18 protein-coding genes are annotated in these 20,885 nt (G+C 36.0%); 7 read left to right on the top strand and 11 right to left on the bottom strand.

The features are described from left to right. Positions 1 to 50 precede the first annotated feature (50 nt). The 3 genes from B9T35_RS17180 to B9T35_RS17170 all read left to right on the top strand — a co-directional run bounded on the left by B9T35_RS17180 (position 51) and on the right by B9T35_RS17170 (position 4,253). A complete protein-coding gene (locus B9T35_RS17180; protein ID WP_086192387.1) occupies positions 51 to 1,886 on the top strand; it encodes a DUF1302 domain-containing protein in 1,836 nt (611 codons plus the stop codon). Positions 1,887 to 2,021: 135 nt separating this feature from the next. Then, positions 2,022 to 3,041, top strand: coding sequence for a YeiH family protein (locus B9T35_RS17175; protein WP_086192385.1), 1,020 nt, complete (start codon positions 2,022 to 2,024; stop codon positions 3,039 to 3,041). 186 nt (positions 3,042 to 3,227) lie between these two features. After that, entirely contained in the window at positions 3,228 to 4,253 is a 1,026-nt protein-coding gene (locus B9T35_RS17170) for an AraC family transcriptional regulator (protein ID WP_086192383.1), read from the top strand. 98 nt (positions 4,254 to 4,351) lie between these two features. Here B9T35_RS17170 and B9T35_RS17165 read toward each other — a convergent pair whose 3' ends face one another. The 4 genes from B9T35_RS17165 to B9T35_RS17150 all read right to left on the bottom strand — a co-directional run bounded on the left by B9T35_RS17165 (position 4,352) and on the right by B9T35_RS17150 (position 8,899). Beyond that, complete coding sequence (locus B9T35_RS17165; RefSeq protein ID WP_086192382.1) at positions 4,352 to 5,170, bottom strand: IclR family transcriptional regulator; 819 nt, start codon at positions 5,168 to 5,170, stop codon at positions 4,352 to 4,354. Positions 5,171 to 5,281: 111 nt separating this feature from the next. After that, positions 5,282 to 6,487, bottom strand: a complete 1,206-nt coding sequence (locus B9T35_RS17160) for a 3-oxoadipyl-CoA thiolase (protein WP_086192380.1) — start codon at positions 6,485 to 6,487, stop codon at positions 5,282 to 5,284. 12 nt (positions 6,488 to 6,499) lie between these two features. After that, positions 6,500 to 8,020 (bottom strand): 3-hydroxyacyl-CoA dehydrogenase, encoded by a 1,521-nt coding sequence (locus B9T35_RS17155; protein WP_086192379.1) that lies wholly within the window; start codon positions 8,018 to 8,020, stop codon positions 6,500 to 6,502. Between the two features lie 78 nt (positions 8,021 to 8,098). Continuing rightward, entirely contained in the window at positions 8,099 to 8,899 is an 801-nt protein-coding gene (locus B9T35_RS17150; RefSeq protein WP_086192377.1) for an enoyl-CoA hydratase, read from the bottom strand. A gap of 290 nt (positions 8,900 to 9,189) precedes the next feature. On the opposite strand from B9T35_RS17150, the gene B9T35_RS17145 reads away from it, so the two are divergent. From B9T35_RS17145 to B9T35_RS17135, 3 genes are all read left to right on the top strand, one after another. After that, positions 9,190 to 10,344, top strand: coding sequence for an acyl-CoA dehydrogenase family protein (locus B9T35_RS17145; RefSeq protein ID WP_086192376.1), 1,155 nt, complete (start codon positions 9,190 to 9,192; stop codon positions 10,342 to 10,344). A 67-nt stretch (positions 10,345 to 10,411) separates the two neighbouring features. Further along, on the top strand, positions 10,412 to 11,080 hold the full coding sequence (locus tag B9T35_RS17140; RefSeq protein WP_086192374.1) for a 3-oxoacid CoA-transferase subunit A: 669 nt from the start codon (positions 10,412 to 10,414) through the stop codon (positions 11,078 to 11,080). Next, positions 11,080 to 11,739, top strand: a complete 660-nt coding sequence (locus tag B9T35_RS17135; protein WP_086192373.1) for a 3-oxoacid CoA-transferase subunit B — start codon at positions 11,080 to 11,082, stop codon at positions 11,737 to 11,739. Before B9T35_RS17140 ends, B9T35_RS17135 begins: the two co-directional genes overlap by 1 nt. A 384-nt stretch (positions 11,740 to 12,123) precedes the next feature. Here B9T35_RS17135 and B9T35_RS17130 read toward each other — a convergent pair whose 3' ends face one another. From B9T35_RS17130 to B9T35_RS17120, 3 genes are all read right to left on the bottom strand, one after another. Beyond that, complete coding sequence (locus tag B9T35_RS17130; RefSeq protein WP_086192371.1) at positions 12,124 to 13,281, bottom strand: NADH-dependent flavin oxidoreductase; 1,158 nt, start codon at positions 13,279 to 13,281, stop codon at positions 12,124 to 12,126. A 243-nt stretch (positions 13,282 to 13,524) separates the two neighbouring features. Further along, positions 13,525 to 14,040 carry an NAD(P)H-dependent oxidoreductase gene (locus B9T35_RS17125; RefSeq protein WP_086192369.1) on the bottom strand — a complete coding sequence of 172 codons (516 nt, stop codon included), beginning with the start codon at positions 14,038 to 14,040 and terminating at the stop codon, positions 13,525 to 13,527. Continuing rightward, the gene (locus tag B9T35_RS17120; protein ID WP_086192368.1) at positions 14,040 to 14,954 is read right to left on the bottom strand and encodes a nuclear transport factor 2 family protein; all 915 of its coding nucleotides are present in this window, start codon (positions 14,952 to 14,954) and stop codon (positions 14,040 to 14,042) included. Before B9T35_RS17120 ends, B9T35_RS17125 begins: the two co-directional genes overlap by 1 nt. A 106-nt stretch (positions 14,955 to 15,060) precedes the next feature. On the opposite strand from B9T35_RS17120, the gene B9T35_RS17115 reads away from it, so the two are divergent. Next, positions 15,061 to 15,993: a LysR family transcriptional regulator gene (locus tag B9T35_RS17115; RefSeq protein WP_086192367.1), complete on the top strand. Its 933-nt coding sequence runs from the start codon at positions 15,061 to 15,063 to the stop codon at positions 15,991 to 15,993. 29 nt (positions 15,994 to 16,022) lie between these two features. On the opposite strand, the gene B9T35_RS17110 is transcribed toward B9T35_RS17115, so the two are convergent. The 4 genes from B9T35_RS17110 to B9T35_RS17095 all read right to left on the bottom strand — a co-directional run bounded on the left by B9T35_RS17110 (position 16,023) and on the right by B9T35_RS17095 (position 20,771). Then, on the bottom strand, positions 16,023 to 16,994 hold the full coding sequence (locus B9T35_RS17110) for an LLM class oxidoreductase (protein ID WP_086192366.1): 972 nt from the start codon (positions 16,992 to 16,994) through the stop codon (positions 16,023 to 16,025). A gap of 673 nt (positions 16,995 to 17,667) precedes the next feature. Next, the gene (locus B9T35_RS17105) at positions 17,668 to 18,543 is read right to left on the bottom strand and encodes an alkyl sulfatase dimerization domain-containing protein (RefSeq protein WP_171264315.1); all 876 of its coding nucleotides are present in this window, start codon (positions 18,541 to 18,543) and stop codon (positions 17,668 to 17,670) included. Next, positions 18,485 to 19,486 carry an alkyl/aryl-sulfatase gene (locus tag B9T35_RS17100; protein ID WP_171264314.1) on the bottom strand — a complete coding sequence of 334 codons (1,002 nt, stop codon included), beginning with the start codon at positions 19,484 to 19,486 and terminating at the stop codon, positions 18,485 to 18,487. The genes B9T35_RS17105 and B9T35_RS17100 overlap by 59 nt, the downstream gene beginning before the upstream one ends. Positions 19,487 to 19,649: 163 nt before the next feature. Continuing rightward, positions 19,650 to 20,771: an NAD(P)-dependent alcohol dehydrogenase gene (locus tag B9T35_RS17095; RefSeq protein ID WP_086192361.1), complete on the bottom strand. Its 1,122-nt coding sequence runs from the start codon at positions 20,769 to 20,771 to the stop codon at positions 19,650 to 19,652. Positions 20,772 to 20,885: the final 114 nt, after the last annotated feature.

Genomic DNA, 20,885 nt, shown 5'->3' with positions numbered 1-20,885 from the left:
CCCAGTAATCTGGGAGTAACAATAATAAATCATATCTAAACGGAGCTGATATGGTCACTAGATTCGCACGCCTGAATGGAACGCAAAAGAGCGATTATTTAATTCGTATTATTGGTATTAGTAGTGTTTTAGCATTGTCAATTTCAGAGATTCATGCAGCAAGTTTTGACTTGAATGAAAGTTGGAAATTAAAAACCAATACAACATTGAGCATGGGAACGAGCTGGAGCATGCAAACACCATCAGCATCACTGCTTTTTAAACCTGATGCGCTCAATATTGGCAAAAATGGAAATAGTGTTGATGCCAATGGTGACAATGGTCGTCAAAATTTTAGTCGGCATGATGTTATTTCTCAAGTTGTAAAAGGCTTAACTGAGTTTAATTTGAGTAATGGTCAGCAAGGTGCTGTATTAAGTGCAAAATATTGGTACGACCATGCCTATGAGACTGGGAAAGGTGATTTTGAAACCTTTGATGATCAAAGATGGCCAGATTTAGCAAAATTTAAAGGTATTGAACTCTGGGATGCTTACATTTGGAAAAAGTTTGAATTCTCCAATGGAAAAGCTTTAGACATAAAACTTGGAAAACAGACACTAAACTGGGGGAAATCACGTTTTTTCCAAAACGGTTTAAACTCGGTCAGTGCAATTGATGTCGCAGCGATGAATAGACCAGGTGTTGATGCTAAAGAACGGATGATTCCAACTGAAATGTTGTCGTTCACATTTGGTATTAATAAGCATCTTCAATTTGAGGGTTTTTATCAATATAAGTTTAGGGCGACAGTTTTAGACGGTTGTGGCACATTTTTCCAAATTTCAGATTTTACGGCGGAAAGTTGTGGTCCGATTACCATTGCAGTGGTTGGAGATCGAACAACAGATACCTCGATGCGAACAGGATCTTACATTCCTCGTTCAGAAACACAGTTACCAAAAGATGGTGGGCAGTATGGGGTTGCACTTAAACAAATTATTCCAAGTTTAAACAATGCTGAATTAGGTCTGTACTATGCCAATTATCATAGTCGTGTTTCTGCTTTTGAAGGAACTGCCGTCACTGCTTCAGGGCCTCAAAATTTTAATACAGCACGATTTTATGCAGTTCATCCAGAAGATATTCGTATGTTTGGGCTGAGTTTTGCAACCAAATTAGGTACAACCAACATCTTTAGTGAATTGAACCATAAAACAAACCAACCTTTAGGTTTTAATGGCACGGATACTGTTAATTTTCAGATCCTTGCGAATAATACTCCCTTTACAGACAAGGGTGTAAAACCTGAACTTGGGCAACATGTTGATGGTTATGCACGAGTGCCTGTCACGCAGTTTACATTCGGTGCAGCAGATAATTTCCCTCATATTTTAGGTGCTAAAAACTTAGCAGTTTCGGCAGAAATGGGGATTAATCATATTGCTGATATTGGTAATTATCGCTTTGGTCGAAGCAGTGCTTTTGGACGCAGTGAATTAAGTACTGGTCAATATAATCCTGAAACAGGAGAGTTTGCCTGTATTACTGCAAATTCTGGAAATTTATCTAAAGATGAAATTACCGAACTGAATACGAAATATTGTAATGCAAAGGATGGTTTTTTCTCTGAATGGTCCGCAGGTTATCGTGTTCGTGGTGCATTGAGCTATGACAATGCTTTACCTGAAACGGTTGTTACACCAAGTTTAACTTTTCGACATGATGTCACAGGCTATGGACAAAATTTTCAAGAAGGGCAAATGGCTATAGGTGTTGCAGTGTCTGCTACTTATCAAAAGAAATATTCAGCTGAAATTGCATATCAAAATTACTTTGGTTCAAATGAATTTAGCACAATGGATGATCGAGACTTCGCATCTATGGTCTTTAAAGTGAATTTCTAATGAGAATCAATATTTAACATTCATTATCCAATTTATTTATATCAATTTAAATCCAACCTTCGGAATGACAATCATGGTCTTAAATTGGCCATGATGGCTTAACTCATTTTCGTTTTTTTTTAAAGTGAATTTACTATGCTCAATCGGCTAAAACAAGGGATGTCTGAATTTTCTTTAAGCATCATATTTTTTTTCGCACTGGCTTTGATTGCATTCTATTTATCTATAGTTCCAGCACTGAAAAATATGGGTTTAGGTCTACTCACTATTTCAATGCTTTTGGGTATGCTGGTTGGTAATAGCATCCCAAATCGAATGCACGAAGCATTAGAAAGTGGGATGGCTTTTAGTAAGCAGAAACTACTCAGAATAGCCGTTGCTTTTTATGGGTTTCGATTGAGTATTCAACAAATACAAGCTCTAGGCATTCAAGCATTTATCATTGATTTAATTTTGATTATTTCAACAATGGGTTTAGCAATGTGGGTAGGTATTAAACTGCTCAAAATGGAAAAGGAAACAGCGATTTTAATTGGAGCAGGGCATGCTATTTGTGGCGCAGCAGCTATTTTAGCAACATCAAGTATTGTTAAAGCAAAAAATGATCAGATCGCAGTTGCCGTGAGCTGTATTGTTCTTTTCGGTACGATAGGGATGTTTTTATATCCATGGATATTCAATGTATTACCGCATATTTTTATAAATGATCGTACCTTTGGTATCTTTACAGGTGCAACCTTACATGAGGTTGCACAAGTTGTCGCTGCGGGGCAAGCTATGACACCTATAGCAGCAGAAGCTGCAATTGTAACCAAGCTTATTCGAGTATTATTACTTGCTCCATTTCTTTTGGTCTTATGTTTTTTACTCACTCGTAATTCAATATCAGGACAGTCTGCTGGTTCTGTAAAAATGCCTATTTTTGTCTTTGGTTTCATTATATGTATGTTATTAAACTCTTGGATTTCAATTCCCAAAGATTTACACCAAACAATTATTTTATTAGATGACTTAGCATTGGCAACTGCTATGGTGGCATTGGGTGTGAGTGTCAGACTTATAGATTTAAAAAAAGCAGGAATGAAACCGCTGATACTTGGTTTTGTACTGACCCTCCAATTAATGATTATTGGGGGAGGATTAAGTTATTTTTAATAAAATTTTATATCAAACCGTTATTCCATTTTTTACTTGACTTAAAAATGGTGAAAAGTGAATATTTTATGTTATAAAAATTAAGCATAGGAAATAGCTTCAGGGACGTGGTTCTATGAGTAGAACAACTCAATCAGGACAGTGAAAAATCCTACACCTGATGCCTCAAAAATTTAGAGGTTTTAGTTGAAAAGTATTCATTCAAAAGTACAGGAAAAATCAATTCCTTTGGGTGCATTGGCACCCTTGTCAAAAATCCTAATCGAAAAAGGGATAGATCCATGGCCCTTATTTAATCAATTTGGGATTAAAGAGGAAGACTTTAAAAACAATTTGATGCCTGTGCCCATTCATATACATGGTGAAATTCATCAAATTGCTAAAGAACTCACAGGATGTGATCATCTAGGGTTGCTTATTGGTCAAAGAGCGAATTTGTCAAATACGGGTCCATTGCGTTTTTTAGTTCTGAATGCTGCATCTATGCGTGATGCACTTGAAAGCTTATTTCACTATGGACGTTTGTGGTATCGAGGCTTACACCTAACTTTGAATGAAGATCAAGGATATGCAGGTGTTCGCATGGCGATTGAAGGGAATGCCCCTGAAAAAGAACTCTTACAAACTGCTTATTTAGTCGCAACTGTTTTAATTATGGAACTTATTCTAGGTAAATCATGGCGTCCCACCTTGGTTCGAATTTCTTATCCTAAGCCAAAATCTGCACATCTTTATGAAAAATTTTTTAAATGCCCAGTCTGGTTTGGGCAATCTCAACATGAAATGCTTTTTCCGCAGTCACAACTTGATCAAAAAAGAACAGGGCATGATGATCAATTGGATAATTTTTTACGAAGTCATTTATCAGAATTACATAGTCATAAAAGTATTGAGTTAGAAACCCAAGTTTGCCAAGTGATTGAAGAATTATTACCGCATGGTATATGCACAGTACAAAAGGTTTCTGAGTTTTTTTCTATTCATCGCTTTACTCTTTATCGTTATTTGAATGATCAGAAAACAAATTTTGAATCATTGTTGGATCAAACGCGAAAAAACAAAGCATGTAAACTTTTGGAAAACCCTGAGTTATCTGTTTTGGATATTGCAAATCAATTGGGCTATGAGGCTCAAGGTAATTTTACTCGTGCATTTAAACGATGGTATGGCTTATCACCAAGAGAGTGGCGAAAAAGATGCATTGATTTTTAAACAAATTTTAAATGAATCTAAGTTCAAGATTTTTTAAAAACCTGAACTTAAAAAAATTTAATCACGAAATTATTTATCTTAATAAATAAATTTGAATATTAACTGGCTTCAATGAGTGCTTCATTAATATTATTCACCATAAATTTCAGCATTGGTCCGACTTCTTTTTCAATTTTTTCAGGCGTTAACTGGAAATTTGGTGCACCACAGTTAAATACAAATAAGCCATGCTGTGTGCTGAGCAGTGGGACAGCAACCGAATTGATATCTCTTTGCCAATCTCCCAAAGATAAACAATAACCATATTGTTCATAATCTTTAAATGCTTTGTTTAAAGCAATTTGATCATTTTCCCAATTTTTAGGATCTTTTTTTGCTAAAGCGGTCATAAGAATATGGCGCTCTTTTTCAGGTGTCGCAGCCAAGCAAGCTCTTCCCATTGCACTACTGTGTAAAGAAAGAGTTGATCCGACTGTACGGCGCATCATACTATTGGTTTGAATCACATCTAAATACAACATGTTGAGACGATCACGAGTCGCTAAAGCAACAGGCGCTTGAATATGTAAACTCATTTCGTGCATAAAAGGATGCGCAATACTACGAATCGCAATATTTGAAAGAGCTGCATAACCTAAAGAAAGAACACCGATATCTAACATGTATTTTGATGAATTTGTGAGTTGTTTTAAATAGCCAAGTGAAACTAAGGTAAAAGTAATACGTGCAATGGTTGGCTTTGGCAATCCCGTCATTTGAGCTAATTCTTGGTTGCCTAAAACTTGCTGCTGTGATGAGAAACATCTTAATAGTTCAAAACCCCGTGCAAGAGAGGCGATGAATTGAGGATTATTTTCTCGGTGAATATGGGAAATAGGATCTAATCGAATTTCATCAAGACTGAGTGATTGAGCCATGTATTTCCCTAATCTTTAAAATTATAAAACTGAAATGCTATTTTATTTTGCTAAGCAAAATAAATCCATTCATGCTTACAGTTAATCCGCATGAATGGATAGCTTAAAGCATTAAGAAATGTTTTCAATGACCATAGCAAGCCCTTGTCCTACACCAATACATAAACTAATAACGGCATATTTTTTATTGCGACGTCGTAATTCACGTGCTGCGGTTAATACCAAGCGCGCACCAGAACAACCAAGGGGATGACCGATTGCGATGGCTCCACCATTTGGGTTAACACGTTCATCATCAAAAGCGATATTTAAACCTTTTAAACAAGACAATACTTGTGAAGCGAAAGCTTCATTAATCTCAATAATATCCATATCATTTAAGTTTAGACCCGCACGCTCAACTGCTTTTTGAATTGCTTGAATAGGTCCTGCACCCATAATACGAGGTTCAATACCTGCTGCCGCTGCTGATAATATTTTGGCCATAGGTTTTAAACCGTATTTTGTCTGTACTGCTTCGGAGCCAATGAGTAATGCTGCTGCACCATCATTAATACCAGAAGCATTTCCGGCTGTAACAATACCACCTTCAAATAGAGGTTTTAGTTTTGATAAGCTTTCAATTATTGAGTTTGCTCGTGGGTGTTCATCTTCATTGATTATTTTTGTAGGTAGTTTTTTACCTTGAGAAACCTCAAGAGCGATAATTTCATCCTCAAAAAAACCATCTAATTTGGCTTTCTGATACTTTGTTTGAGATTGTGCAGCAAATAAATCAGCTTGTTCCCGTGTAATTCCAAATTCCACAGCAACATTATCACCTGTTTCAGGCATGCTGTGAGCGCCATAAAGTTGTGTGATTTTAGGATTTGGAAAACGGCTACCAATAGTCGTATCAAAAATTTTCGTATCACGACTATATGCGCTTTCTGCTTTTGCCATCACAAATGGGGCACGTGTCATACTTTCTACGCCTCCAGCTATATATAAATCACCTTCACCACAAGTAATTGCACGTGCTGAATCAATGATTGCACCTAAACCACTTGCACATAACCGATTGACTGTTTGAGCTGGTACAGAAACAGGTAAACCTGCAAGTAGTGCGGCATGCCGAGCAATATTACGACTGTCTTCACCAGCTTGATTAGTATTCCCTAAAATAACATCCTCAATACACTCACCTGAAATTCCAGTTTTCTCGATTAAGCGTTGAATAACTAAACCTGCTAAATCATCGGGTCTAATGCTACTTAGCGCACCTGTATGACGACCAATAGGGCTACGTAAACCATCATAAATATAAGCATTTAACATAGAAAATCCATTTTAAGATTGAGCAAAAGTAAGTGGTAAATTAAGTGCTACACGGCGTTGTAACCATGGGCTTGGTCTATAGCGCGGGTCATTGGTGAGTGCTGAAATACGATTTAAGATGAGCAAAATTTTATCTGCACCCAATTGATCGCCCCATTCAATTGGTCCAAATGGATAGCCTAACCCTAATCTGACTGCAGCATTAATATCATCTACTGTAGCAATCTGTTGCTGAGCAATATCACAGCCTAAGTTGATCACCATTGAGAGTATGCGTTGAGCAATAAAACCAATACTTTCTTGAATTACACTGGCGTGTGTATTGTCTCGACTGAAAATATAATGTGCGGTTTCAATAAGCTCAGGATGGGTAATAAGCGAGGGCATTAATGTTCGATGCTTATCAAATCCATAAAGCATATCAATGCAAACTGTTTGATGAGGATCAGTTTTAAAACGTAAACAACTATGAGTTGTATCCTCCCCATAACTTGCAATAATGCATAAACTCTTTGGATTTGGTTTTTCACTTATATCTAATCTAATATTTTGATTGCTTATGTAGTGCTCAAGAATTTTTTTATCTTCAATAAAATCAGCGGCAATCCATATAGATGGATATGATTCAGGTTTTACAGCAGTTTGACATGGTTTTTCACCATATTTATGACCATCTGCATATTGATAAAAACCTGCTTGAGTTTTACGACCCAGTAATTTTGCTTCAAGCATTTGCTGAGTAAGCGGATTTGGCTTATAACGAGGTTCTTCATAATACTGATGATAAATAGATTCCATCACAGGATGTGAGACATCTAAACCTGTTAAATCTAAAAGCTCAAAAGGACCCATTCTGAAACCAACACCATCACGTAAAACTCGATCAATATCTGAGATGTCAGCAATATTTTCATTTAGAATTTTTAATGCCTCTGTACCATAAGCACGTCCAGCATGATTAATGATAAATCCTGGGGTATCTTTTGTAATAACAGCACGGTGTCCAAAGGCTTGAGCCAACTGACTCAGTTTTTGTATGATTACGGGCTCAGTTTTTAGACCTGCAATGACTTCAACAACTTTCATAAGTGGAACAGGATTGAAAAAGTGAAAACCGATGACTCTTTCAGGAAACTGGCACTGAGCTGCAATACTAGTAATGGAGAGAGATGAGGTATTTGATGCAAGAATTGTATCCTCAGAAACAAGTGTTTCTAAGTCTTTTAATAATTTTTGCTTAATAGCCAAATTTTCAACAATTGCTTCGATAATTAAATCGCACTCAGCAAGATCAGCGAGTTCTGAAGCAATATATATATTATTAATGGCTAAGTTTACTTGTTCAACGGATAACTTGTTTTTCGCTTGTAATTTTTCAAAAGTTAAAATTAAATTCAGTTTAGACTTTTCTGCGGCTCCATTTTGTACATCATATAAATATGTTTGATGTCCAGAATGCGCAGAAATTTGAGCAATTCCACTTCCCATAATCCCTGAACCAATGATGCCAATTTTCTTTATTTCACGTTGCATCGAGTAAATCCTTTATATGCCATTTGGTGGGCGTAAACCTAATCAATTAGTTTTTGAATATTATTTTCGATTCATGCATTATCGACCTACATAATTTGGATGGCGCTTTTCAAGGAATGCAGCAGCGCCTTCTTTTTGATCCTCCGTGGAAAATAAAAGCTGAAAAGCCTTTCTTTCTAAACATAAACCAGCATTTAAAGGCACATCTTCACTTAATAAAGCAATTTCTTTCATTTGCTGTAATGCAATTGGAGGCATTCTTGCTAGATCAGTTGCCATTTGTAATGCAGTAGCAATAGTTTGCTCATCCTCTGTAAGCTGAGAAACTAGTCCGATACGATATGCCTCATCTGCAGAAACCAATACGCCAGTCATAATCATACGCATCGCATGAAATTTACCTACAGCTCTAAATAGTCGTTGAGTGCCACCTGCACCAGGAATGACACCCACTTTAATTTCTGGTTGACCAAATATCGCACTTTTGCCTGCAATAATAATATCTGCATGCATAGCCAATTCACATCCACCCCCTAGGGCATAGCCATTTACAGCTGCAATTATAGGTTTAGGACATTGTGCAATCACATTCCAGTAACGCTCTGTATGACGAAGCATCATTTCTGTTGAGGTCGCAGTTGCCATTTCTTTTAAATCTGCACCTGCCGCAAAAACAGTTTCTCCGCCTGTTAATACAATTGCATGAATATCATCATTAAAAGTTAATTCTGAAAAAGTTTCTGCTAGACGTTTGCGCACTAAAATATTTAAAGCATTTTTTGCTTCAGGTCGATTAATACAAATGACTGCAACTTTAGGTGTAGAGAAGTCAACTGTGATGATATTGCTGTCATCCGCATTGTTATCATAATTAAACATTTATCAAATTCCGTATTGCGAAACATATTTGTTTTTAATTTTGCTTGTATTTTTAAAAAATACAAGCATATTTTCAATAAGAATATTTGATAATATGGATTTGAAATTCTAATTTGTTTTAAAAATTATTTTGATTATAGTTTTGCAATACGAAACTAATTAAATATTAATTAGTGAAATTAACATCAATGATGCATGAGTCAATTGAAAACGGATATTATTTTTAAAATGGACATCCTAGAGTTTAAAAAATCAATAGGATAATGAATGAAAAAGGATAGGAGATAGACATGGTTCGTGATGAAGAAATGTTGCAACAATTACTTTTTACAATACGTGATTTCGTTAAAAATGAACTTGTACCACTTGAACATGAGGTAGCTGAAACAGATCAAATTCCTGAATCTGTTGTGCAACAAATGCGTGAACTAGGATTGTTTGGACTAACCATACCAGAAGAATTTGGTGGCCTAGGCATAACGATGGAGGAAGAGGTCCGTGTCGCTTTTGAACTTGGCCAGACTTCCCCAGCTTTTCGATCGTTAATTGGTACTAATAATGGCATTGGTTCGAGTGGAATCATTATTGATGGTACAGAAGAACAAAAACAAAAATATTTACCACGCTATGCAAGTGGAGAAATTATAGGATCATTTTGTTTAACTGAACCAGATGCAGGGTCGGATGCTGCTTCATTAAAAACAACAGCAGCAAAAGATGGTGACTATTATATTTTGAATGGTACAAAACGCTTTATAACCAATGCACCACGCGCAGCAACTTTTACAGTCATGGCAAAAACCAATCTGACAATTAAAGGATCATCTGCAATTTCTGCATTTTTAGTAGAAGCGGGTACAGAAGGCTTATCGCTTGGTAAAATTGATAAAAAAATGGGACAAAAAGGATCACATACCTGTGATGTGATCTTTGAAAACTGCCGTATACATAAAGATCAACTGATCGGTGGTGTAGAAGGTGTCGGTTTTAAAACTGCCATGAAAGTATTGGACAAAGGTCGCTTACATATTGCAGCGTACAGCGTTGGAAGTGCTGAACGTATGCTAGAAGATGCGTTGAATTATGCAGTTGAACGTAAACAGTTTGGTCAACCTATTGCTCAATTTCAATTAATACAAGCAATGTTGGCTGACTCTAAAGCTGAAATTTATGCGGCTAAGTGTATGGTGCTTGATGCAGCTCGTCGCAGAGATCTGGGTGAAAATATTAGTACAGAAGCATCATGTTCAAAAATGTTTGCGACTGAAATGTGTGGACGAGTCGCAGATCGTTGCGTGCAAATACATGGTGGAGCAGGTTACATCAGCGAATATGCAATTGAGCGTTTTTACCGAGATGTACGTTTATTCCGTTTATATGAAGGAACCACGCAGATTCAACAAATCATTATTGCAAAAAATATGATTAAGGAAGCAACGGCTTAATTTTAATCAGGATGAAGCTCGTTTTTCTTGAGTTTCATCCCATATTTATATAGAAGCATCAGTTATTATGATAAATAAAATTACCAGTGATATTGAATCGGTACTTAAAAAAATTCCTGATGGCTCAACCATTATGACCAGTGGATTTGGTATTACTGGACAGCCTATTGAACTTATTGAGGCATTAATAGATATAGGACCTAGAGAATTAACGTTAATTAATAATAATGCAGCATCTGGTGAACGAGGGCTAACAAAATTACTACTTTCAGGTTTAGTCAAAAAAATTGTATGTTCTTTCCCAAAGTCAGCAGGTTCAACCGTGTTTAGTGAATTATATAATGCTGGGAAAATTGAACTAGAATTAGTTCCGCAAGGTAATTTAGCATGCCGTATTCAAGCTGCAGGTTCGGGATTAGGTGCGGTATTTACACCAACTGGATATGCAACCAAAATAGCTGAAGGCAAGGAAACAAGAAAGATAAATGGGAAAAACTATGTACTGGAATACCCACTTATAGCTGATTATGCATTGATTTATGCAGATAAAGCAGATCGTTGGGGTAATTTAATATATCGAAAAGCAGCACGAAATTTTGGCCCAATTATGGCAAAAGCTGCAACCACGACCATTGTACAAGTCAATGAAACAGTTAACTTAGGTGAGCTTGATCCTGAAGCTATTATTACGCCAGGAATTTTTATTCAGCATGTTGTGAAAGTGAGTGATATTTAATGAATATTCAAAAAAGAAGTCGTGAAGATATTGCAAAAATGATTGCTGAAGATATTCCTGATGGATCTTATGTTAATTTAGGCATTGGCTTACCAACCAATATTGCTAAATACTTACCAGAAGATAAAGAAATTTTTTTACATTCAGAAAATGGCATCTTAGCCTTTGGCCCACCACCGATTCTAGGTAAAGAAGACCCTGATCTAATTAATGCGGGTAAGGAGCTCGTAACTTTATTAGATGGTGGCTGTTTTATGCATCATGGAGATTCATTTGATATTATGCGTGGTGGGCATTTAGATATTTGTGTATTGGGTGCATTTCAAGTTGCGATGAATGGTGATTTAGCCAATTGGCACACAGGTAATGTAGATGATGTTCCTGCTGTCGGTGGTGCAATGGATTTAGCTGTGGGTGCTAAACGTATTTTTGTATGCATGGAGCATGTCACAAAGCAAGGTAATGCTAAAATTGTAAATCAATTGACTTATCCAATCACTGGTGAGCAATGTGTTGACCGAATTTACACGGATTTATGTATTATTGAAATAAAAGAACAACAAGCTTATGTGATTGAAATTGTGGATGGATTAAGTTTTGCTGAATTACAACAACTCACAGCATGTTTACTTATTGATCAACGATCACACCTAAATTGAAAATAGAAAAAAGATTTCTTAAGCTTTTGATTTAAGGAAAATATCCGCAAGTACCTATGAAAAACAAAATAGAGCTCAATTTACTCTATGTCAATATTATTAATGAACTAAACAACATATGTTATTTATTTAACTTATGTTTACCTAAAATCTAGTTCATAATTAGATTATTCTTAATAATTAATAAATTTAGTGACTTAGCATATTATATTGATAATTTATAAAATATTTAGTTCATGAACCTAGCTATGAATAGATTGTTTCCTACAAAAAAAGTCTTAAGATTTGAATGAAATTTTCAGTAGCCGCCGATCTTGTAGACATTTTTTTATTGAGTTGTTTATATAAATCCAAAGCCCGTATTTCTACGGACTTTTTGCATCATTACAGATAAGTGACTTTAACAATTTCTCGATTATCTGCATAATCTAAACCTAAAATATCAAATCCGGGCATATCACGAATAAACTCTAAAAAGGGTGGTTTTACGCCTAGATCATCTAGATCAGCAGCATGTAATTGATAACGAATGCTGTCTTCTTGACCTGAAGCTACTTTTTCAACCCAATTAGGTTCAATAATTAATTGATGTCCCAAAGCAATAAAATCAATTTCACTATTCATCACATCTTCTGCTTGTTCAGGCGTTCTGATGCTCCCAACCGCAATTAAAGGTTTCTTACTAGAAACCTTTCTAAGCTGTTTGATAATAGGAACTGAATCAGATTGATCACGCATCGATGTACGCCAGACATTACCCATAGATACATGAATATAATCAATATCTGTTTGTTGTAACTTATCGATAAAATACTTTGTATCATCTAAGCTAATCCCAGGTTCTTCCATTTCCTCTGGGGATAATCGATATCCGACAATAAATTCTGGTGTTGCAAACTTTTCTTTTACTTTCAATACTTCATTAATAACGGTCATCGGAAAAAATAAACGTTTCTCTAATGAGCCACCCCATTGATCTGTACGTCGATTAGAGTGTGGGGATACAAATTGCTGGAGTAAATATGTATTTGCACCATGCAATTCAATACCATCAAATCCAGCTGCAATTGCTCGGCGTGTTGCTTCTGCAAAATCTTTGATTGTATTCACAACCTCATCCTGGCTTAATTCACGAGGACATTCTGCACCATTTCTCGGCGCAGCAATTGCACTAGCACTGACAGGTTTCAAGCCTCGTGTAATATGTGAATTTGTCATTCGGCCAGCACTAAAAATTTGTAAAATTGCTTTAGCGCCACGAGATTTAATTGCAAATGCTAACTTGCTTAGTCCCGCAATTTTATGATCATCATCTACACCTAACTGACCTTCAAAACCTTTACCTTCTTTATTAATATATGCCACAGGTGTAATGAGTAAACCGACACCGCCTGCACGTTGTTGCATGTAATTAATTTCTTCAAGACTAACCGTTCCATCCTGAAATGCCATCTGTTCAGTCATTGGTGCTAAGACAACACGGTTTTTAATTTGAACCCCATTCGGGAGAATAATAGGGTTTAAAAATTGATAATTTTTCACTCACAGTCCACATGTTTTAAAACTTAAATGCATCTTAAAACAAAGATTAGGGAATGTGTTTCCCATGCTAAGTGCAGTTATTTCGCATGTGAGTTGTGATAAATATCTTAGTTTATTGCACTACTTAGTATTTCAATGCAAAAAAACCACAGTCTTTATTTTAAGGCTGTGGTTTCAGTATTTTGGATATATTTAAATACAATAAGCAATTAATACATTTTAAATTTAGCAATATATGAACTACTAAGCACAACGTATCTCACTGACTGCTTGATCAATTCGAAGATTAAGTTCAGATGAAAGCCTATTCTCATTCCAATCGGTGCTAGTGGCATAAATAGAAGTCGTTACAGGACAAGCTTTAAAATAATTGAATAATGGTCTCACTTGATATTCGAGCATTAAAGCATGTCGTTCTGAACCACCTGTTGCTGCAAGAATCATGGGTTTTGCCTGCATTGCTTCTGGTGATATTAAATCAAACAAATGTTTGAACATACCTGGATAACTCGCATTCCACGTCGGCACACTAATGACCAGAATCTCAGCATTGATGATGTCCTCAATGATGGCTTGTGCTTGATCATCTAAGTCTTTCAGTGATTGAGCATTTGGAAAGGATGGCCCTAATGCAGAAAGATTATAAAGCTGAGCGTTAAGTCCTGACGAGTGGGCGGTCTTATTTACAATCTCTTCAGCTAACTGATAAGTTCGTGAAGGCTGATTAAAATTCCCGACAATACCGACAACTTTTTTCATTATAGTTCTCCATGCTGAGTACGAATCCAACCTGGTAAATAGTTCATTCGATGAATTTTCCACTGATTTGTCTGAGTTAAGTGCAGTTCAATTTTATAATGTGCTGCATAGATGGATTGACCCTCTGTATCTTGTGCTTGTTGAGGAATAATTCGACCAAGCATTAAGTCAGCTGTCTTTTTCTCAAGATTAATATCTATTTGAAGTGGTTCACCATAATGTTGGATAGATGGCCAAGGCATTCTAAAAGCTTTTAAGGTCGAGATAATTTCTCTTTTGCCTGTGAGCGTTCCCATCGGAGGGAGTTGGACAATTGCATCATCTGTAAATGCATCCATATATAAGGAGGTATCTGCTAGATCTAATGCCCATGCATAGCGATACCATGCTTCAGCAATTCGCTCCTCATGACTATTTGGACTCAATTCATTTTCTGAACTGTGCCAAATAGCATCAAGTTCGCTCATAATGGCTGAAGATTTTGGATCCTTGGGTTTCCACAAACGTTCTAAGGGTAAAGACCAATGGGAAATGAGTGATTTATCACCATCGACCCAATTCATTTGAATTTTAATATCATCAATTAAATGTTGATTTAAAGTGACAATCATCATTCCGCCGAAAAAAACTGTATTTTTAAGCGTTGTTTCACCATAAAAGTATGCGCTTATCTGAGTTTTTTCTGTCGTAGATTTTTCTACAACATTTGAGATGTGTATGTTGTTACTTGCATTAGAATCAAAGTCATTTTTGAGATGATCAATAACTTGAGAAATTGAGCGTTGATTGCCTCGATGACTTGAAGACAATTGAATATCTTGACTCAGGAATGTTTCGACCAGATCAGTAGTATTGCCTTGCCAAAGCTGAATAAATTTTTCAAATCGGAGTGATGCTTGAGATCGCTTGGTCATATCTTTTAATTTGCCTTAATATTTAACTAATGGCATTATAATTAAAATATTGTAGATATTGATTCCCATATATTGGGTTGATATCGATTTAATAAAAGAGAAAATCATGGAAATCAATCGAATAGGTGATCTATCTGCATTCGTTAGCTCTGTAAAACAGGGCAGTTATACCAAAGCTGCAAAACATTTAGGTTTGTCACGCTCTGCTATTGGTAAAAGTATTGTCCGATTAGAACAACAAATGAATGTACGGCTACTCAATAGAACTACACGAAGTCTCAGTTTGACCGATGAAGGTCGTATTCTTTTTGATTATTGCAAACAGATTCTAGAAGATTTAGATGAAATTGATCAGGTTATGGCAACTCGTCGTGTACATCCTACGGGCACTTTAAAAATTACTGCGCCACATTCATTGGGCCACCAGTATATTTTACCGGTATTGCATGATTTCCTCAAAAAGTGGTCTGATTTGAATGCAGATATTTCTTTTACCGATCGCTTTGTCGATGTGATTGAGGAAGGCTTTGATATCGGTATTCGTATTGGAGAGCCTAAAGATGATTCTCGACTGTTAACGCGTACAATTGGTTGGCAAAGCATGCAGACATGTGCTTCTCCTCAATATTTACAACTGCATGGCTGTCCACAAACACCGCAAGATTTATTGCAATTCAATACTATTTTTTTCAATGGTAGCTTTAATCGGAAAAACTGGAAATTTAAAACAGATCAGGGACCTTATATATTTGAAGGGCCTGAAAAAATGAAGATTGATAGTTCAGATGCGATATTGGCTTCAGCTATTTCAGGTTTTGGGATTATCCAACTGCCGTCTTATCTGACAAAAAAATCGATTGACCGTGGGGAACTTGTTCCAATTTTAGAGGAATATGCTGTTTCGGATGAACCTATCCGTATTATTTATCCAAGTAAAAAACACTTGTCACCACGTATTCGTATGTTTATTGATTTCCTTACTGAACAATGGACAGATATACCACCTTGGGAAAGAATAGAAACAGATCCAAATCTTTAATTTGAATCTGTTTCTTTATCTTTAAAAGCTTAAGAATGACTAAATTGCGGTACAACGTATTCTATCAGCTCCTGTAAAACTTCTTTGGCAGGCCGACGCGTTGGTTTTAAATTGAGTGTGATGTGGGAAACACCGTCTTGACGTTGTTGTTCCCAAAACTCCATCAGCGCATTACGACCTGTTCTTAGAAAAATATTATTGTGTAATTGAGCAGGTTCGTCTGGATTTTCACTTAAATCTAAAAAGTTTGCATATCCAAATGGATGCCATGTTTTCCCATCACCTTGTTCTTCAATTTCCTGCACAATACCTTTTGAACGCTTCGGATCAACACCATGCCAAATCCATGCGTCTGATTGATTGGCAAACCAAGACATATCTTGACGAGCACGACCAATCGTTATCATCGGTAAATGACTTCCAACTGGTTTCGGAATTAAATCGATATTTCCTGATAAGTTACCATGATGTTGTGTGGCCATCTTAGGGAATTTATTTTCATTTAAGGTTCGAATCATTTGCCATGCTTCTCTAAAACGATCTGCACGATTCTCAAAATCACAACCAAAAGCAGGATATTCGACAGGTCGATCTCCACTCGACATACCTAATATAAAACGTCCACCTGAGAGTTGATCCACCGATGCAGCTTGTTTAGCCGTTAAAATTGGATTACGTAAAGGTGAAACAATGCCTGCTGTACCTAAAGTAATATTTTTAGTGATTGCTGCAAGATAACCTAGATCCACAAATGGATCATAAACTTGTGCGACATCGCCAAAATTTGGATCGTAAAAAGGCACATCTCTAATCCATAATGCTGAAATACCTCCTTCATCTGCCATTTTTGCTAGCTCCGCATGATCAGACATATTCGGTACAGGCCCTTCAGGATAGCCCTTAAAAGGCGCGATTAAACCAAAGGTAATCTTATTTGGCTGAAAGACACGAGTAAAAGCCTTATTATCAGCTAAATGTGGAGGAAGAATTAGATCAGTCATACATACTCAAAGTTATTAAAAAGCTTGCATGTATTTTAAATTACTTATTGGGGAATGTGATTCCCAGAACTGGGAGTTAAACTGAGTCAAACGAATTTTATATTCCATATTTAAGGATTGATACTTAATTTCGGAATGAAATATAGCAATATAAAAGAAATATTTGAGGTATTAACGGGTGAAGGTTATCAGAGAATTTATAGTATATTCATTAGGATACTTAGTAACATGATATATAATCATATTACTGAGCTGTAGCACCAATAAATGTCACGTGACACATAATTTGTCATTTGCCATTAAGAAAAATCAATGAGTTATGATTTCTGGCGACAATGAGTGATAATTTGAAGTGACATATAAGTTGTTAATTTTTAGTTATATAATTCAATGCTTTATTTGGAATGTTTCAAGAGGGATTTATACTATAAGGTTACATAAAGGCTTTGTTGCACAAATCTATCATTGAATGCTTATTCAGTAATATAATTTCAGAATAAATATTTCTTTAGATATAAGTTTGTGCAACGAAGCCTTTTAAAATTGAAATAATGAAACTTAAAAACCTAAATTTAGATTTGAAATAGGTTCATTTATTTCAGGACCATTACTTTATTTAAAAAATAATACATATCCATCAGCATCTAATACAGCAAATTAATCGGGCTATTTTTTAAATCAAAGCTATTAAAAAAAATTGCTGTTGATCATCAAGCAGTGTTGTATGATTAATAATAGCGATAAAATTATTTTTCGAGAGGTTAAGTGTGGTTTTTTTAGGATCTAATTGGTGGATTTTCTTATAATTCATCACTGAATTATGAATGGAGATTTCATAAAAATCATGTTTATCAATGCTGATTTGTGTCAAGCTATCTGGCGTATTAACCTTTAACAATGTAGAAAGTTTATCTAAAAAAACAGATACTGGTGCTTGTTGTAAAATAGCAGACATATCAATTCTTTTACGATCACTGCTGGATTTTTCCTGACGTAAATCTTTAGCAGCGCTGATATAAAAATTACGCCACGCAATTGACTCAGCATCATAACCTAAGGTCAAATATACTTCAGCAAGTGCTTCTTGAGCAGCAGTTTTTTTCGGGTTTACAGTTAAAATATGATTAAGAAGCTCTGCAGCCCAACGCTCTTCACCTTGTTTTTTTGCATCTATAGCAGTTTGCAAAACAGCATCCTCACCACCCATTGTATGTATATATTTAAGGCTGCGTTGCTTTCTTGGGAGCATATCTAAATTGGCAGGATTACCATCAAACCAGCCAATATAGTATTGATAAATGCCTTTGACGTTATGTTTGATACTGCCATAGTAACCACCAATAGAAAGGTGTTTATTCAGGTTTTCTGGTAGCTGAATTTTTTCAGCAATCTCATCGGCGGTATAACCTTGATTCATCATTTTCAAAGTTTGATCGTGCAAAAACTTATAGACGTCACGATGTAAGGTAATAAATTCAGATATGTTTTTATTACCCCAAACCGGCCAGTGATGCTGAGAAATCAAAATTTCTGTTTTTTGCTTTCTCATTATAGTCTTTAGCTTCATCTAAATACTTAACCCATTTCAAAGTATCACGTGCTTTAGCACCTCTGAGTGTATATAGGTTGTGCATGGTATGAGTAATGATTTCTGAACCACAGTACAGATTTTTACTTTCGATACTAAAAGTAAGTTCAGAAGGTGCTTCTGAATCTGGGACATTAAAGAAAGTAATTTCTACACCATCTACGCTAAGCTTTTTCTCAGGTTGATCAATTAAAATAGTGGGTTGAGCTATGGTCACTGTGCCAAAAGATAATCCTTTACCTAAACCGCTATCTACTAATTCTTTTTCATTGACATCCAAATTCATACCAAACATATATGACGCACGCTTACCCATGATTGAACCAGCCATAATATTTTCACTGGTTGCGGCATCCATAAAACCTGAAGGCGCAATAATAGGGATATTTTTATCTTCTAAGAATGCATCTACACCACCAAAATGATCATAATGGCTATGAGTTAAAATGATTGCACTAATTTTTTTGTCACCAAGCTGAGTGCGTAAAAATTTTAATGCGGCGGCAGCAGTTTCTTTAGAGGCGAGAGTATCTACCATAATCCAGCCAGTTTTACCTTCAATCACGGTAATATTGGCTAAGTCAAAACCTCTCAGTTGCCATACGCCTTCGGTGACTTTAAACAAGCCAATATTTTGATTTAATTTTGCTTGAGTGAGTAATTTTGGATTAATGGTATTGCCTGAGTAATTTTTTAAAAACTCATAATCATCATACGACCAAATCAGTTTACCTTGCTCATCCGTTAATGTGCCGTGTGGACGAGCAATCAAGCCACGTTGTGCATTTTGCTCATCTTGCTTGCGCTCAAGCTGTGGTGTTTTCTGTGGTTCAACTGATGTTGCATAACTGTGTTGTACCAAAATGCTTGCACTGAGTAAAAGGAGCGAAAATCCTTGTTTCATGGTAAATCCTAATAAATTTTTGAACGTCATCAGCATTAAAAATCTTAAATTTTTAATTGGCTTATGTACATCATGGGGTGTGAAAATAGTTTAAATATGAAAATAGATGTACATAAAAAAGCGATTGCATGATGAGTCCATGCAATCGCAATGCAATCTATATTTAAGGCTGTGCAATTTTGATAATTGGTTTGAGTGTGATACCGCTTTGACTATCTAAAGCGGCTTGGTTGATATTTTCAAAGTCATAAAATTTCACTAATTTATCAAAAGGAAATAATCCTTTTTGATATAAATCAACTAATTGTGGAATAAAGGTTTTTGGCACACTACTGCCTTCAACAACACCAACAATGCTTTTACCACCAAGTAAAAGGTCATTGACATCAAACTGCGCCAATGTCCCTAGAGGAGGCGCACCAACAATTGCTAATTTTCCTAAAATACCTAGAGCATCGATGCCTTGTTTTAAAATTTCAGGACGACCTGTCGATTCTAAAGCGAAAGAAACACCACCTTCTGTGATGTCTTTAATGGCTTGTACAGAATCTAAATTCTTACTGTTAATGACATGTGTTGCACCAAGTTCTTTGGCAAGTTCTAATCTACTTTCTACAATATCGACGGCAATAATTGTGGTTGCACCACAAATTTTAGCGGCTAAAAGTGCGCTTAAACCTACGGCACCTGCACCAAAGGTGACAAAGCTACTTGCAGGTGTCACTTTTAAGTTATTCATGACAGCGCCTGCACCTGTTTGGATGCCACAACCTAAAGGACCAAGTAGTTCTAAAGGTGCATTTTTATCGACTTTAATTGTGTTATTTTCAAGGCTTAGGGCGTAGGTTGAAAATGAAGACTGCGCAAAGAAATGATCGTGAAAATTTTCATGATTATGTCTGCAAATCGCATTTTCACCTTGCGGATCTGTACCGCTAAAATTGCGCCCAAAAAATTCACTACAATAAGCAGGTGCACCTGAGCTACATTGTTTACATATACCACAGTAGCCATAACTTAAAACGACATGATCACCAACAGTAAGGTCTTTTACATTCTCACCAATGGCAGTAATAATGCCTGCGCCTTCATGACCTAAAACAGCAGGTAACGGCACAGGGTAATATTGATCTCTCACGATCAGATCAGTATGGCACATCCCTGTGGCAATGACTTTAACAAGCACTTCATTGCCTTGTGGAGGGCGAATTTTCAAATCTTGTAAAACAAAATCTGCACCTTGACCTTCCGTAACTGCAGCTTGAATATCTATTAAATCAGTCATTTTCATCTCCTTGATGTGACATATATTGTTTTGGTGATATTAATTTCAGTATGTTAATAAAGCTAATTTAATCAAAAAGTATGCCAATTTTAACCATTTGATTATTAATGATTT

Source organism: Acinetobacter sp. ANC 3832, from assembly GCF_002135415.1.
Classification (GTDB): Bacteria; Pseudomonadota; Gammaproteobacteria; order Pseudomonadales; family Moraxellaceae; genus Acinetobacter.
Note: the sequence above shows the minus strand (reverse complement) of the source record. Positions and strands in the feature narration are given on the sequence as shown.